The organism is Aquiflexum lacus (assembly GCF_015476655.1).
Taxonomy (GTDB): Bacteria; Bacteroidota; Bacteroidia; order Cytophagales; family Cyclobacteriaceae; genus Aquiflexum; species Aquiflexum lacus.
Map to the genome: position 1 here is coordinate 65,584 of NZ_JABFHF010000014.1, position 14,021 is coordinate 79,604.

The window sequence follows — 14,021 nt, forward strand, 5'->3', positions numbered from 1 at the left end:
TCAATCCTTTCACCTTAGAAAGAAAAAATCATATCAGGAATACCTGATAAAAAATATAAATCGGCGTGTTTTGAAATATGGGTGGGGAGGAATCGGCAAAAGCTGTTTTCTCTTCTATAGCTGTAAAAAAAACAGGTAATTCATATGGAGCATCAAAAGTAAGCAGCTCAAAAATTTGAGGCTGAAAATCCAAAATATCCGAAATCTGCTGATCTGTATTGGGAAGCTCCAAATTAGAAACATCATCACAACAACCTGGCATGGGTACATTGGACTCACAGCAGGTTTTGTATTCTTCAAAAACATTGATTCTTTGGAAATCATCTCCACAATAATGCATGGAATAGCTCAACCCTGCGTTGAAAAACACATAGAATACAAGGAGCGCTATTTTGATGAATGACTTCACGGGGAATAACTACGAAACAAATGTAAGAAGGTTCTGATCAGTAAAGTTATATAATTTTTGTTTGAATTTATTATTCTTGGAATTTTTGAACACTACGGCGGAAAGGCACGAAGTTTTATGCGATAATGGGGATGTTTGTTTAAAATCAAAAATTATACTGAAACCTCAAAAGCCAATGCCTTGCCGAACCGTCAGAAATGATAGTGGAATGAACCATATCTCCCGAAGTCCCAATATAATGTACTTCCCTTCTAACAAAATCATGGTTCCCTTTCAGAAAGCTATATTGGAACATTACTTCTATTTTCCTAAAAACCCTGTAACCCAAGCCCAATCCCCCTTCAAAATAGGTATTGGAACTCCTTTCATTTATAATTCTTTGGTTTGGCCCAGTACCTTTCTGGCCAATATGGCTGTTGAAAGATGTTGCAAAACCTACAAAAGGCTGAATATTTAGTTTATTAATAAATTCTGAAAAGGGACTTAATGGGTCAAATTTATAGCCTACCCGAATAGGAATGGTTAAGAATCTCTCAGGATTGCTCAAGGTCTCAAAAAAAAGTTCTGACCAGGATCAGGTCTAAAATTTAAACTCCTTCCATAAGAAAACCAATAAACCCCGGATTCTATAAATATGCTATTTTCAAATAAATATTTCCCAAATACCCCATAAGACAGGTGGCTAAAACCATCGGGTAAGATCAAATTACCGGGATCATCGTATTGAAAAAACTCCTTTCTGGAAATCATATCAAGCCCCAATGAAAACTGGGCTATGGATTTTCCTGAAACTAGAAATAGAGCCAGAAATATTGATAATTTAACCTTTCCCATATATCAAAATTCTATTTTTAAAGCCAGTTAATTTGCTAAAATCATTGTGAAATAATCCATGATTTAGTGATTAAATGATTAATTAAAACATAAATGAAACTAAAAAAATAAAGGTTGTGATCCAAATTTACTTCAGTTGGTTACCAGAATGATTAACACGTAAAGCAGCTTTTATTATTTTTCGCTTATCATATTAAGCAATTAAATCCAATAAAGCTTTCTATATAAAGTATAATTATATATTTTTGCTTATCTAAATAAGCGATATTATGGAATCCATAGATGAAAAGTTTTTAAAGAAGATTGACACTACTTCTCTCGACTTTATCCGGAGCATGATCGATAAGATCCGTTGGGAGGCAAGGTTGATAGGCATCAAAGGGCCAAGGGGAGTTGGAAAAACCACCCTGTTGCTCCAATACATCAAGAAAAATTTACCCATTGACCATACCACTTTATACGTGAGTTTGGACAATATCTGGTTTGCACAGAATAGTCTGGTGGATATGGTGGATCATTTTGTCAAAAGAGGAGGAAAATACTTATTCCTGGACGAGGTACATAAATACCCCAATTGGTCCATCGAAATCAAAAACATCTACGACGATTTCCCGGAATTAAAAATTGTGTTTACAGGTTCGTCCATGCTGGAAATCCTGAATGCACGCGCTGACCTCAGCCGAAGAGCAGTGATTTACCACATGCAGGGATTGTCTTTCAGAGAGTTCCTGGCGATCAGGACGGGAAATGAATTTCAGGTACACAGCTTGGAAAATCTGATTGAAAACCATGTTTCCATTGCAAGAGAAGTCTTACAAAAGGTAAAACCTTTGGAACATTTTGGTGCATACCTGAACCATGGTTACTTCCCCTTCTTTCAGGAAGTGCCGGATCTTTACCATCAGCGCTTGGAGGAAGTCGTGAATATGACCTTGGAGATCGAGTTGCCGCTGCTGCGGAGTGTGGATATTTCATACATTCCCAAGTTGAAGCACCTGCTGCATATCATTTCCGAGTCGGTGCCATTTATTCCAAATGTAACCAAGCTTAGCGAGCGCATAGGCATCAACCGGAACACTTTGGTGAGTTACCTCTTTTTCCTGCAAGAAGCCCATTTGACCAAAAATCTCTACAAGGACATTAAAGGAATTACCCAAATGCAAAAGCCGGAAAAAATCTACCTGGAAAACACCAACTTCCAGTTTGCCTTCACTCCAAAAAACGCTGACTTGGGTAACTTGAGAGAGACATTCTTTATCAATCAGCTTTCACATGCCCATACCGTGGAGTATGTGAAAGACGGAGATTTTAGGATCAATGGTAAATACATCTTTGAAGTAGGCGGAAAAAACAAAACCACCGAGCAGATTCAGGGTGTCAAAAACAGCTATATCGCCGCAGATGACATCGAGTACGGCAATCCCAAGAAGATTCCGCTTTGGTTATTCGGTTTTTTATATTGAAAAGTCGATAACGCAAAAATTCCAATTGTAGATATTGGCCCAAGGCTGATTTTCAAAAAGGATTTTACCTGAAGATCTCCCATCTAAAACCTGCTTGGAGAATCAATCGCTGGGATGTTCGGACAAATGCCAAGTCATCTTCATGGATGGAAATGCTGTTGGTGAAATACCTGGCATACCTTACACCACCAAAAAGAACCAAATCTCTTTTTGCGGTAATGTAAAAGTTGCCATTAAGGCCCACAAAGGCATTCTGATAGTTTAATTTAAAACTATCCCCCTGACCTTCATGCTTGATAGATAGAAACCCATAACCCAATTGAGGCTCAATCCCGAACCTTTCCATGAAAAAATATTGATAGTAAAGAAAGAAGCCTGAATCCCTGAATTTGCCAGCTAAGAAGTCATTGCCGAGGATTGTTGGTTCTTTTATCTCCGCCCTGCTTTTTCCCAAATAAGCCCCAAATCCGACAAAATCTTTTAAGCCAAATCTTGTCTCCAAAATATATCCCGGACGGTGGTCGTAGTGTCCTGACAGGAAATTATCTCCCAGAAAAGGAGCGTATTGGGTCTGTACTCCCCATGAAAAAATTGAAATTTCATCCCTGTCTGAATGTTCATAACGCATACCTTGGGCTTGTATAAACTGGGTAAAAAAACAAGCCAATAAAAGAAAAATAATCGCTGGGGTTTTCATGGATTTACAATCTGAATATTTTTGATAGTCTTGGCATATTGTCCGGTTTCTTGATCCCATTCAAACGATATATAATTTCTTTCCACTAACGTGCCTCTTTCCAAATATCTGAAAAGTTTATTGGTGTCCGTGTAAACAAAAAACCTTGTTATTTTTTTTTCCGGATGGAGGAATTTAAAATTACCCGAACCATCAGTCTTACCTAAACTTATCCTTCTGGACAAAGCATTTTCAAGACTATCATATTCAAATCTATCCTGCTCTGATCTAGAATACCAATAATCGGAAATTTCTTGTCCAAAAATCAAATCCAATCCAGAAATATTCTGATTGAATTCATCTGTAATTTTTCCCTGGAAAGTAATGAATGAATTGTCCTCATATACTTCCTCGCACGTGAAAGCATAAATGAAGATCGTCAATATCAAAAGCAATCCAAATACCTTTTTTGATTTCATATAGAAGCAAATAAAACTAAAAACAAAAGACTTCTCAAAACTTGTTTAATTATTCATAAAAATTTAAAATAAGTTTTTGCACAATTCTTAGTTTTAGATATCTTCGCCCATCACCCAAACATTATCTATCTCATGTTAAAGCACAAAAACAACCTTTTACTGTTGGTTATCTTCTTGGTAATCAGTTCTGGAATTTCGGCCCAAACACCTGTCGAAATTGACATTCAAGCAGCCGCCCAAGCTTATTTCAATGCCAAGTTATGTGAAGATTATGAAACTTTGGTAGGATTTACCTATCCTGATGTCATTGAAAAAGCAGGTGGTCCTGAAAATGTAAAAAAATCCTTAGTCCTGATTCATGAAACCCAAAGTAAAAAAGGAATGCTCCTCCAGCAGTATACGATCAAACCACCTTTACAATTGACAAAAACCGGTGAAGAGACCCATGCCATAGTTCCTGTCACCACTGTTTCAAAAGTTCCCGGAGGAAAAGTATCTTCTGATGTCCATATCATAGCCGTAGGCACTGAAAACAATAACAGATGGTACATTATCGAAACCACTTCCCTTGATGATGGCAACGTGTCGAAAGTGCTTGCCAGTTGGGACAATACCATGATGTTGCCATTCAAGAAAGCACCAATTTTCAAAGAAGATCGATGATTTTGAATATGAGGCTGTACCAAATGTTTATAGCCTCTTTATAAAATCAAATAAAGCAAACGTTTGGAGAATTATTTTTGGAACGCTGATCAGGCTGATTTTGCAGATATCCACAGGAAAAAATCAATGAAAATCTGCTCCAACAGCGTCATCAGCGTTCAACTCATAATGACAGCCTCATTATAAATTTCTGATTTTCCATTTTGCTTTCAAATAGCCCCAAACCACTTTGGGGCTCATTCCTTTTTTCCTCTGGAAGCCTCCATCATATCCCACATTTCCTGAGGTATCAAATCCAGGTTATTGAATTCCCCTGCTCCTTTAAGCCACTCTCCACCATCAATGGTAATCACTTCTCCATTTACATAAGATGAAAAATCAGAAACCAAGTAAGCGGCAATATTAGCCAATTCCTGATGGTCCCCTACCCTTCCAACCGGGACTTTCTTTGCAGGATCAAACTTTTTGACCAGATCTCCGGGCAGTAATCTACTCCAAGCACCTTCGGTAGGAAATGGTCCTGGGGCAATGGCATTGGACCTGATTTTATATTTGGCCCATTCTACTGCCAATGACCTCGTCATAGCCAATACACCTGCCTTGGCTGCAGCACTTGGTACGACATAACCTGAACCGGTCCACGCATAAGTCGTAACGATATTCAAAAATGTCCCGGGTTGCTTTTCCTTGATCCAATGTTTCCCTGCGGTCATGGTGACATTGGCTGTTCCCTTCAAAACAATATCCAAGACGGTATTAAACGCATTGGTTGAAAGCCTTTCTGTAGGACTGATAAAATTGCCTGCTGCATTGTTCAAAACTACATCCACTTTTCCAAAATGGGCGACTGCATCTGCATACATCTTTTCTACCTGATCTATTTCCCTCACATCACATGCCAATGGCAGCACTTTTCCTCCTGTCTCCGATTCCATTTCCTTGGCTGTCCCTTGCAATACATCCAGCTTCCTACTGGTTATTACAAGATTTGCCCCTAATTTCAAAAAATAGAGACCCATGGACTTTCCAAGGCCGGTTCCTCCACCTGTAACCAGAATGGTTTTTCCTTTTAATGCTCCATCTCTGAGCATTCCTTCATTGTATGACATATATTTTTGGGTTTAATTACCGCTGAAGATAGATAATACACCAAGTAAAAAAAAGTCTCTGCTAAATGATTTTGGCATCATTTTCATTATCTGTTATGAATATCACCATAAATGCAAGTTGCGGAAGTTTTCTATATCAATGGCTGGAAGACCGAAGTCCGAAGTAGGAAGTGGGCAGCAAACCATTGGCCCACCCAAGGGTATTGGAGATTTTGCCCTATACTTGTATCATTGTGGATATATTATCTCAATTGGAATTAGCTTTACAGCAATAAAAAATGAAAATGAACAAATTTTTGTATTCCATTTATATCATGGCCATAATTTCCTCTTGTACGGGAGATGTTGACAAGGTAATCACTACTGACCTTCAAGCGGAAGGCAATGAAATCTTCAGGATCTCACTTGCCTTAGAAGAATCTTTGTTTTTTGCATTTCAGACAATTGAAGATTTTAAAAAAATCGATTCACTACCATTGCCAGGATGTCCGGAGATAACAGTGAATGAAGGAGAAAAAATAGTGACACTCGAATTCAGTTCCCAAAGCCAATGCGCCTCCAATCATAATCTTAAGAGATCTGGAAAGATCAATATCAAATATATTACTACCAATGTATTGGAAAGTATCACAAGGTTGGAATATGAAGATTACAAAGTAAAAGGGAATTCAATCGAAGGAACAAGAGATTTCAAACAAATCAGAAGTCTCATAAACCCCAATCGAAGGAAAGAAACTTTTGAGGACATCTTGATTATCAATGAATCAGGATCTTCAACAAGACTAGACGGGGAAATTGTTCACAACCTTGTCTTCGAAAATCAGATATTGAAAGAATTCACCTCATCAGGAAGTTTGGAAGGAAGAAATATTACTGGTAGACCAATAAAAATGATTCAATCAAGCCCAAAACGCTATAATGTTTCATGTTTAGATTCCGGATTTGTTACACCAAACCAAGGAGCAGAAAATTGGCAGATTTTCAGAAATGAAACCCAATCAGTTTCACATAATTTAATTTATGAACAAGAATCTGATTGTAACAATATAGCAACTATAACACTTCAGGATGGCAGGGTCATGGTTTTTAGGCAATGACAATTACCTTTGAAATATCTCAAAATCCTTCCCTTTTTATAAAAAAAGACCTTTTTGAGCTTTTTCAAAAAATCCAAAAACACTTCAAATGATATTCTTAGATCCTATTTTAAATAAAAAAAGGCTACCCTAATTGAAAGAGCAGCCTTATTGTTTTTATCGGATATTTTAATCAATACCTGTAATATTCAGGCTTGTAAGGTCCTTCAGGAGTCACACCGATATATTCTGCCTGATCGTTAGAAAGGGTATCCAACTCAACTCCCAACTTAGCCAAATGAAGAGCAGCTACTTTTTCATCCAAATGTTTTGGAAGTACATAGACTCCAGGTTCATATTGGTCCGTATTGGTCCAAAGTTCCAGTTGAGCCAAAGTCTGATTGGAGAAGGAGTTGGACATCACGAATGAAGGGTGTCCTGTGGCACAGCCCAAGTTTACGAGTCTTCCTTCAGCAAGCACGATGATTTCTTTTCCATCAATGTTATACAGATCCACTTGTGGTTTGATCACATCTTTGGTCTGTCCATAAGTCTTGTTCAACCATGACATATCAATTTCATTGTCAAAATGACCGATGTTGCAGACAATGGCTTTATCCTTCATCGAACGGAAGTGTTTTTCAGATATAATATCTTTATTGCCTGTTGCGGTCACGACAATATCAGCTTCTTTAACTGCATCCACCATTTTTTTAACAGCAAATCCGTCCATAGCTGCCTGTAGTGCGCAAATCGGATCGATTTCAGTGACAATTACCCTTGCACCTGCACCTCTCAAAGATGCTGCTGAGCCTTTTCCAACATCACCGTAGCCTGCTACAACAGCCACTTTACCGGCCATCATGATATCGGTAGCCCTTCTGATAGCATCCACAAGTGATTCTTTACATCCGTATTTATTGTCAAACTTTGACTTAGTCACAGAATCATTCACATTGATAGCAGGCATGGGAAGCGTTCCTTTTTTCATTCTTTCATAGAGCCTGTGTACACCTGTGGTAGTTTCCTCAGAAAGACCTTTGATACCTGACACAAGTTCCGGATAGTTGTCCAACACCATATTGGTCAGGTCTCCACCATCATCAAGAATCATATTTAAAGGATTTTTTTCTTCACCGAAGAAAATGGTCTGCTCTATGCACCAATCAAACTCCTCAGCGGTCATCCCTTTCCAAGCATAAACTGAAACACCTGAAGCTGCAATTGCCGCCGCGGCATGGTCTTGGGTTGAAAAAATATTGCAAGATGACCAAGTTACCTCAGCTCCTAACGCCGTTAATGTCTCTATCAGAACTGCTGTCTGAATAGTCATGTGAAGACATCCTGCGATTCTTGCTCCTTTTAATGGTTGGGAAGGCCCATATTCTTCTCTTATGGCCATAAGCCCCGGCATCTCCGCTTCCGCTAATTTGATCTCCTTCCTTCCCCACTCAGCCAAAGAAATATCCTTTACTTTGAAAGGTGTGTATACTTTTGATTTGATTTCAGACATAATATATATTCGTATGTTTTATAATTTCATTTTTATAAATGCAAAATTAACCCAATTAGATTTATAAGAAAATTAATTTCCAAATAAGAACTTAACCTCTTTAAATGCATAATGTTGGAAATGACCGTTTTCTTTTTCTATGACCAGTTTTCCTTCCTCTGTAATCCCTTTGATTCTACCCCTGAAAATTTCTTCGTCTTCAAAATCACTCCATTCATTAAATCTAAACAACTTTAAAAGGTACTCCTCCCTCAATAACTCTCTTTTTACTTTCCTAAATTGGATATATCTATTTTCAATATGTTTGATCAACCCCCTCAATAACTCCCATTTATCAAAATCCTGTCCTGCAAGTTGTGCCAAAGAACATGCATTTGACACTGAAAAATCACGTTGATTGATGTTTAAACCAATTCCAACAATTGATGATTCCAAGGCAGACTGACTAATGAAATTTTCTATTAAGATACCACCCAATTTCCCATCTGTAATATGCACTATGTCATTGGGCCATTTGATTCGTATATCCTGAATGTAATCGGAAAAAAAGTCTAATATTGAAAGTGAAATAACAATGTTTAAAAAAAACTGTTCTGATGGAGAAAGAAATCTCGGTTGAAGGACAAGGGAAAAAGTCAGGTTTTTTCCTTTTTCAGAATGCCACTGATTTCCTCTTTGGCCTTTTCCCTTAGTTTGATTGTCTGTGATCACCACACTCCCTTCTGCAACCTCCCTTTTACGGAGCCTATCGTGTGCTTCATCATTTGTAGAGTGACAGTCTGTCAGGTAAATAATATCTTTACCCAAAAAAAGCGTATTGGCAAGGATTTTATACATTTCAAATTACTTTATTTGCAAATCAATCAGGAATTAGATTTTGATTCTTAGTACATAAAAGTTTAAATTGTAAAAATACACTAAAAAATATATGACAGCAGAAGAGCTGAGCAAATTAATCGTAAAGGGAATGGAAGAAAAAAAGGCTTCCGACATTGTTGTAATGGACTTGAGAAATGTAAAAAATTCGTTTACTGATTTTTTTGTGATCTGTTCCGGAAACTCTGATACACAAATTGAATCTATTTCAGATTCAATTGAAGAAGTCACCCTACGGTTAAAAGAAAAACCTTACAGAAGCGAGGGCAAAAACAATAAACAATGGATCTTGATTGACTATATCAATGTAGTGGCCCATGTTTTTCTTAAAGATAAAAGAGAATTTTATGGTCTTGAAGATCTTTGGGGTGATGCGAAAGTTACCAGAATCGGATCTTAAAATTGTTTTGAACTTTAACCACCTTAAATCGTTTTAAAAAAAGCTTGACGAAAATATAATGAGCGATACGAATAAAAACAAAAGTAAAAATTTCCTTCCAAAAACCCCTCAGAAGCCTAATCTTCAACTGTGGTTGATCATTACAGCTGTTATTGTTTTGGTAGGTATCACTTGGTTCAACCAAAGAACCAATGTAATCAACATCACCAAAAGTAAGTTTGAGGACATGTATTTGGCCAATGATGTTGCTAAGGTTACCATCATTAGAAATCAAAATCGAATTGATGTAACTCTCAAGGAGTCAGCACTCGAAAATCAAAAATATAAAAACGAACTTGAGTCCAACAGTCCGTTTTTCAATCCCTTGGGACCCCATTACTCAATTGAAGTTGCAAGTGCCGAAAAATTTGAAAAAGACTTTGAGGACCTTGAAAGTAGCGTACCTGAGAATCAAAGGATCGCCTATTCTGTTAAAAATGAGGAATCATGGACGAATTGGTTTTCAAGTTTTGGATTCTTGATTATTTTATTTCTCTTTTTCTGGATAATGATGAGAAGAATGGCAGGTCCAAGCGGTCCAGGTGGTCAGATATTCAATGTTGGAAAATCCAAAGCACAGCTATTTGATGCTGAAAATAAAGTCAAAATAACCTTTGACAATGTGGCCGGATTGGATGAAGCCAAAGAAGAAATTCAGGAAATTGTTGAATTTCTAAAAAACCCATCAAAGTTCACCAAACTGGGAGGTAAAATTCCGAAAGGTGCTCTATTAGTAGGACCTCCAGGAACAGGAAAAACTTTATTGGCGAAAGCCGTGGCTGGAGAAGCCGGAGTACCTTTCTTTACATTATCAGGGTCAGATTTTGTGGAAATGTTTGTTGGTGTTGGTGCAGCAAGGGTAAGAGACTTATTTAAGCAAGCCAAGGAAAAAGCACCTTGTATTATATTTATTGATGAAATAGATGCTATTGGACGATCAAGAGGTAAAGGGCAAATGCCTGGGTCTAATGACGAAAGAGAAAATACATTGAACTCTTTGCTGGTAGAAATGGATGGTTTTGGAACAGATTCAGGTGTTATCGTACTTGCAGCCACTAACCGTCCTGACGTATTGGATAGCGCCTTGTTAAGACCCGGTAGATTTGATAGACAGATTAGTATTGACAAACCTGACATCATTGGAAGAGAAGCCATTTTCAAAGTTCATTTGAAACCTATTAAAACGGCTGACGATATCGACCCTAAAAAAATAGCAGCTCAAACTCCAGGATTTGCGGGAGCTGAGATTGCCAATGTGTGTAATGAAGCTGCTTTGATCGCTGCCAGAAGAAACAAAACTGCGGTTGACATGGAAGATTTTCAGGATGCAATTGACAGGGTGATTGGTGGTCTTGAAAAGAAAACTAAAATCATTTCTCCTGAAGAAAAGAAAATTGTAGCCTATCATGAAGCGGGTCATGCAGTAGCAGGTTGGTTCTTGGAGCATGCGGATCCTTTGGTCAAAGTAAGTATTGTCCCAAGAGGTATCGCAGCTCTTGGCTATGCGCAATATCTTCCAAAAGAGCAGTTTCTTTACCAAACAGAACAGCTTATGGATGAGATGTGTATGACATTGGGTGGAAGGGCTGCTGAGGAAATCATTTTTGGGAAAATATCCACAGGGGCATTAAGTGATCTTGAAAGGGTAACTAAAATGGCTTATTCAATGGTCTCTGTCTATGGAATGAATGATAAAATCGGTAACGTATCCTTTTATGACAGCAAGTCGAATGAATACAAAATGACAAAACCTTATTCCGAGACTACTGCTGAAACCATCGATGAAGAAGTAAGGAAATTGATATCTTCTGCTTATGAAAGAACCAAAAGTCTTTTGAAAAGTAAGAAACCTGAAGTTGAAACATTAGCAAAAGAGTTATTGGAAAAAGAGATATTGTTCCAATCTGATTTGGAAAACCTGATAGGTAAAAGACCTTTTGCCAAAGAAACCACTTATGAAGCTTTCACTAAAAAGGTGGTAAAGAAAGAAGATGAAACTCCTACCATTGAAGATTCAAAAAATGGTTCTGAAGAAGTAGGTGAAATAGAACCACTAAAAGTAGAGGATACCAAAGAATAATTAAAAAAGTATCATAAATTAGAAGCCTCCTAAATGGAGGCTTTTTCATTTTCATGCTATCTTTGCCCAATCCCATAAAGATATGAACATCAAACTTCATCAAAAGAAGATTTTTTTTGCTTCTGACTTCCATTTAGGCGCACCTGATGATGCTAGCAGTAAGATTAGAGAGGACAAGATTATCAAATGGTTGGATTCAATTCAAAATGAGGCCGCAGCGATATTTCTGGTCGGAGATATCTTTGATTTTTGGTTTGAATATGATAAGGTAATTCCTAAAGGTTTTATCCGTTTCCTTGGCAAGATTGCGCAATTGCGTGAAAGAGACATACCCATTTTCTTTTTCAATGGCAATCATGACCTGTGGATGGATGATTATTTCACCAAGGAACTAGGCATACCTGTCTTTGACCATCCAATAGAAGTACTTGTGGAAAATAAAAAGTTTCTTATCGGTCATGGTGATGGTTTAGGCCCCGGCGACAGACAATACAAAGTCCTTAAAAAGATTTTCACAAACCCTGTTTGCCAATGGTTTTTCAAATGGCTTCATCCAGATCTTGGGATTCGCTTGGCTCAAAAATGGTCAAAAAGCAGCAGAATTACCAGTTTACAAAACAATGAAAATGACTTTAAAGGTGAGGATGAGTGGATTTGGGCATATTGCAAGCAAGTTGAAAAAAATCAACACTTTGATTTTTATATCTTTGGGCATAGACACCTTCCTTTGGATTTGCCTGTAGGAAATTCATCAAGATATTTAAACTTGGGTGAATGGGTAAACCAATTTACTTATGGCGTATTTGATGGAGAAGAATTTGAAATCAAAAAATTTGAAAATTGAAATCCATACTGCTCATATTGATATTCATCAGCCAAAGCCTTCAGCTATTGGGGCAGGTAGAAGATTGGGGAATACCCAAAATCATTGATTTTCCCAGATTGGATAAAATTTCGCTAGACAATCAGGGTTTTTTATTCCTTGCCGACCTTGAGGGAAACTTATATCAATATGGTAAAGACGGGGGATTTCTAAATAATTTCTCCCCTCCAAGACAGGGAAGTTTAAGTCAATTGGAGGCTTTTTGGACTGTTAATATTTTTACATTCTCTGCTGATTTACAGGAATACAGGATTTTAGACAGATTTATGAACCCTGTTTCAGAAAACCGCATCCCAATGGATTTGATCAACCTTGCCAAGGCTGCCACACTTGGAAACAACAATATCATTTGGGTTTTTGATGAGACGGATTTATCTCTCAAGCAGTTTGATTATAGGCGTAACAGGATCATCCAAAATCAGCCTTTGAATTTGATCATTGACCGTTCTTCTTTGGACATAGTGGATATTAAAGAATATCAAAACCTGCTCTTTTTAAATATCAGAAATGAAGGTGTATTTATCCTTGACAATCAAGGTAATTTTATTAAAAAACTGAATGCTAAGCCTACCCAAAAATTGGGATTTTGGAAAGGGTATCTGATCTATTTGGAGGAAGAAAAAATTGTTTTTTTAAATTTCCAATCTGAGAAAGTTGAATCAATCAAATTCCCATCAGGCATCAAAGCCAAAGGTATTTTAGTAAATCAACATCAGGTATATTTCTATGATAGTAATCAAGTTTGGATATTTGACAAATCAAAAACCACTATAGAAGACATATTTTAATCAAAAAAAGACCATTGAAGGATATATCTCCAATGGCCTTTATTAATCCGATGATATTTAATCATTTAGGTCCGCAATGATGCCAGTAATGGTAATTCAATATAATTCTTGACAGGAAACTGAAATGTCAAATACATCCCTTCCTACCGGACAGGCAGGCGACCTGATTAAAGTAAAATATTGGATTACTGGCAAAGTAGCGGAGAACCATTTTATTTATGCGATTTCAACCAATTTGATATCGAAAATCAAATCCTGTCCTGCTAAAGGATGATTGGCATCTAAAGTTACTTTTTCTTCATCTACTAGGGCAACTTTCACCGGAACAGGCTGTCCTGCTTGGTTCTGAAGTGACAATTCCATTCCAATTTCAGGTTTGATATTTGGTGGAACCTGCGCAATTGGGATTTCCAACATCATATCCTCTCTCTTTTCTCCATAAGCCTCAACGCATGGAATTGTAATACTTTTTTCTTCACCCACTCCCATACCAAAAACTGCGGCATCAAATCCTTTGATCATATTTCCATCGCCTAAAGTAAACCCAAGAGGATCTCTATTTTCGGATGAATCAAATACGGTTCCGTCTGTTAATCTCCCTGTGTAATGTACTTTAACGGCATCGCCTTTACTTGCTACTGACATATCAAATTATTTTTTGTTAAAGTATCAAAGGTAATACATTTCATTTTGGATTGAAAACTTGTCCGTAATTGAGCCACTTCATGTCCGT

Annotated in this window: 16 protein-coding genes; 7 read left to right on the forward strand and 9 right to left on the reverse strand. The window is 37.4% G+C overall.

The features are described from left to right. Positions 1 to 28: 28 nt before the first annotated feature. The 3 genes from HMJ38_RS13790 to HMJ38_RS13800 all read right to left on the reverse strand — a co-directional run bounded on the left by HMJ38_RS13790 (position 29) and on the right by HMJ38_RS13800 (position 1,243). Positions 29 to 409, reverse strand: a complete 381-nt coding sequence (locus HMJ38_RS13790; RefSeq protein ID WP_194974994.1) for an HYC_CC_PP family protein — start codon at positions 407 to 409, stop codon at positions 29 to 31. A 145-nt stretch (positions 410 to 554) separates the two neighbouring features. Continuing rightward, a complete protein-coding gene (locus HMJ38_RS13795; protein WP_194974995.1) occupies positions 555 to 956 on the reverse strand; it encodes a hypothetical protein in 402 nt (133 codons plus the stop codon). Then, positions 953 to 1,243, reverse strand: coding sequence for a hypothetical protein (locus HMJ38_RS13800; protein WP_194974996.1), 291 nt, complete (start codon positions 1,241 to 1,243; stop codon positions 953 to 955). The genes HMJ38_RS13795 and HMJ38_RS13800 overlap by 4 nt, the downstream gene beginning before the upstream one ends. Positions 1,244 to 1,512: 269 nt before the next feature. Between HMJ38_RS13800 and HMJ38_RS13805 the strand changes: the two genes are divergently transcribed. Continuing rightward, complete coding sequence (locus HMJ38_RS13805) at positions 1,513 to 2,706, forward strand: ATP-binding protein (RefSeq protein ID WP_194974997.1); 1,194 nt, start codon at positions 1,513 to 1,515, stop codon at positions 2,704 to 2,706. A 64-nt stretch (positions 2,707 to 2,770) separates the two neighbouring features. Here the strand turns inward: HMJ38_RS13805 and HMJ38_RS13810 are convergent, their stop codons facing one another. Then, on the reverse strand, positions 2,771 to 3,403 hold the full coding sequence (locus tag HMJ38_RS13810) for a hypothetical protein (RefSeq protein WP_194974998.1): 633 nt from the start codon (positions 3,401 to 3,403) through the stop codon (positions 2,771 to 2,773). Further along, positions 3,400 to 3,861, reverse strand: a complete 462-nt coding sequence (locus tag HMJ38_RS13815; protein WP_194974999.1) for a hypothetical protein — start codon at positions 3,859 to 3,861, stop codon at positions 3,400 to 3,402. Before HMJ38_RS13815 ends, HMJ38_RS13810 begins: the two co-directional genes overlap by 4 nt. 132 nt (positions 3,862 to 3,993) lie before the next feature. On the opposite strand from HMJ38_RS13815, the gene HMJ38_RS13820 reads away from it, so the two are divergent. Continuing rightward, positions 3,994 to 4,524: a hypothetical protein gene (locus HMJ38_RS13820; RefSeq protein ID WP_194975000.1), complete on the forward strand. Its 531-nt coding sequence runs from the start codon at positions 3,994 to 3,996 to the stop codon at positions 4,522 to 4,524. A 236-nt stretch (positions 4,525 to 4,760) separates the two neighbouring features. Here HMJ38_RS13820 and HMJ38_RS13825 read toward each other — a convergent pair whose 3' ends face one another. Beyond that, positions 4,761 to 5,633, reverse strand: a complete 873-nt coding sequence (locus HMJ38_RS13825; RefSeq protein ID WP_194975001.1) for an SDR family oxidoreductase — start codon at positions 5,631 to 5,633, stop codon at positions 4,761 to 4,763. A 278-nt stretch (positions 5,634 to 5,911) separates the two neighbouring features. Between HMJ38_RS13825 and HMJ38_RS13830 the strand changes: the two genes are divergently transcribed. Continuing rightward, entirely contained in the window at positions 5,912 to 6,730 is an 819-nt protein-coding gene (locus tag HMJ38_RS13830) for a hypothetical protein (RefSeq protein WP_194975002.1), read from the forward strand. 172 nt (positions 6,731 to 6,902) lie between these two features. On the opposite strand, the gene ahcY is transcribed toward HMJ38_RS13830, so the two are convergent. Continuing rightward, on the reverse strand, positions 6,903 to 8,222 hold the full coding sequence (ahcY, locus tag HMJ38_RS13835; protein WP_194975003.1) for an adenosylhomocysteinase: 1,320 nt from the start codon (positions 8,220 to 8,222) through the stop codon (positions 6,903 to 6,905). 72 nt (positions 8,223 to 8,294) lie between these two features. Next, positions 8,295 to 9,059 (reverse strand): biotin--[acetyl-CoA-carboxylase] ligase, encoded by a 765-nt coding sequence (locus HMJ38_RS13840; RefSeq protein ID WP_194975004.1) that lies wholly within the window; start codon positions 9,057 to 9,059, stop codon positions 8,295 to 8,297. A 91-nt stretch (positions 9,060 to 9,150) separates the two neighbouring features. Between HMJ38_RS13840 and rsfS the strand changes: the two genes are divergently transcribed. The 4 genes from rsfS to HMJ38_RS13860 all read left to right on the forward strand — a co-directional run bounded on the left by rsfS (position 9,151) and on the right by HMJ38_RS13860 (position 13,288). Next, positions 9,151 to 9,498, forward strand: a complete 348-nt coding sequence (gene rsfS / locus HMJ38_RS13845) for a ribosome silencing factor (RefSeq protein WP_194975005.1) — start codon at positions 9,151 to 9,153, stop codon at positions 9,496 to 9,498. A gap of 58 nt (positions 9,499 to 9,556) precedes the next feature. Continuing rightward, positions 9,557 to 11,617, forward strand: a complete 2,061-nt coding sequence (ftsH, locus tag HMJ38_RS13850; protein ID WP_194975006.1) for an ATP-dependent zinc metalloprotease FtsH — start codon at positions 9,557 to 9,559, stop codon at positions 11,615 to 11,617. An 82-nt stretch (positions 11,618 to 11,699) separates the two neighbouring features. After that, entirely contained in the window at positions 11,700 to 12,461 is a 762-nt protein-coding gene (locus HMJ38_RS13855; protein ID WP_194975007.1) for a UDP-2,3-diacylglucosamine diphosphatase, read from the forward strand. After that, complete coding sequence (locus HMJ38_RS13860; protein WP_194975008.1) at positions 12,458 to 13,288, forward strand: hypothetical protein; 831 nt, start codon at positions 12,458 to 12,460, stop codon at positions 13,286 to 13,288. Before HMJ38_RS13855 ends, HMJ38_RS13860 begins: the two co-directional genes overlap by 4 nt. A gap of 216 nt (positions 13,289 to 13,504) precedes the next feature. Here HMJ38_RS13860 and HMJ38_RS13865 read toward each other — a convergent pair whose 3' ends face one another. After that, positions 13,505 to 13,933, reverse strand: a complete 429-nt coding sequence (locus HMJ38_RS13865; protein WP_194975009.1) for an FKBP-type peptidyl-prolyl cis-trans isomerase — start codon at positions 13,931 to 13,933, stop codon at positions 13,505 to 13,507. Positions 13,934 to 14,021: the final 88 nt, after the last annotated feature.

What these genes read in the sequence shown, in the direction of transcription:
- HMJ38_RS13800 (WP_194974996.1), bottom strand. Translation starts at nt 1,243, where the DNA reads ATGGGAAAGGTTAAATTATCAATATTTCTGGCTCTATTTCTAGTTTCA.
- HMJ38_RS13805 (WP_194974997.1), top strand. Translation starts at nt 1,513, where the DNA reads ATGGAATCCATAGATGAAAAGTTTTTAAAGAAGATTGACACTACTTCT.
- HMJ38_RS13810 (WP_194974998.1), bottom strand. Translation starts at nt 3,403, where the DNA reads ATGAAAACCCCAGCGATTATTTTTCTTTTATTGGCTTGTTTTTTTACC.
- HMJ38_RS13815 (WP_194974999.1), bottom strand. Translation starts at nt 3,861, where the DNA reads ATGAAATCAAAAAAGGTATTTGGATTGCTTTTGATATTGACGATCTTC.
- HMJ38_RS13820 (WP_194975000.1), top strand. Translation starts at nt 3,994, where the DNA reads ATGTTAAAGCACAAAAACAACCTTTTACTGTTGGTTATCTTCTTGGTA.
- HMJ38_RS13825 (WP_194975001.1), bottom strand. Translation starts at nt 5,633, where the DNA reads ATGTCATACAATGAAGGAATGCTCAGAGATGGAGCATTAAAAGGAAAA.
- HMJ38_RS13830 (WP_194975002.1), top strand. Translation starts at nt 5,912, where the DNA reads ATGAAAATGAACAAATTTTTGTATTCCATTTATATCATGGCCATAATT.
- ahcY (WP_194975003.1), bottom strand. Translation starts at nt 8,222, where the DNA reads ATGTCTGAAATCAAATCAAAAGTATACACACCTTTCAAAGTAAAGGAT.
- HMJ38_RS13840 (WP_194975004.1), bottom strand. Translation starts at nt 9,059, where the DNA reads ATGTATAAAATCCTTGCCAATACGCTTTTTTTGGGTAAAGATATTATT.
- rsfS (WP_194975005.1), top strand. Translation starts at nt 9,151, where the DNA reads ATGACAGCAGAAGAGCTGAGCAAATTAATCGTAAAGGGAATGGAAGAA.
- ftsH (WP_194975006.1), top strand. Translation starts at nt 9,557, where the DNA reads ATGAGCGATACGAATAAAAACAAAAGTAAAAATTTCCTTCCAAAAACC.
- HMJ38_RS13855 (WP_194975007.1), top strand. Translation starts at nt 11,700, where the DNA reads ATGAACATCAAACTTCATCAAAAGAAGATTTTTTTTGCTTCTGACTTC.
- HMJ38_RS13865 (WP_194975009.1), bottom strand. Translation starts at nt 13,933, where the DNA reads ATGTCAGTAGCAAGTAAAGGCGATGCCGTTAAAGTACATTACACAGGG.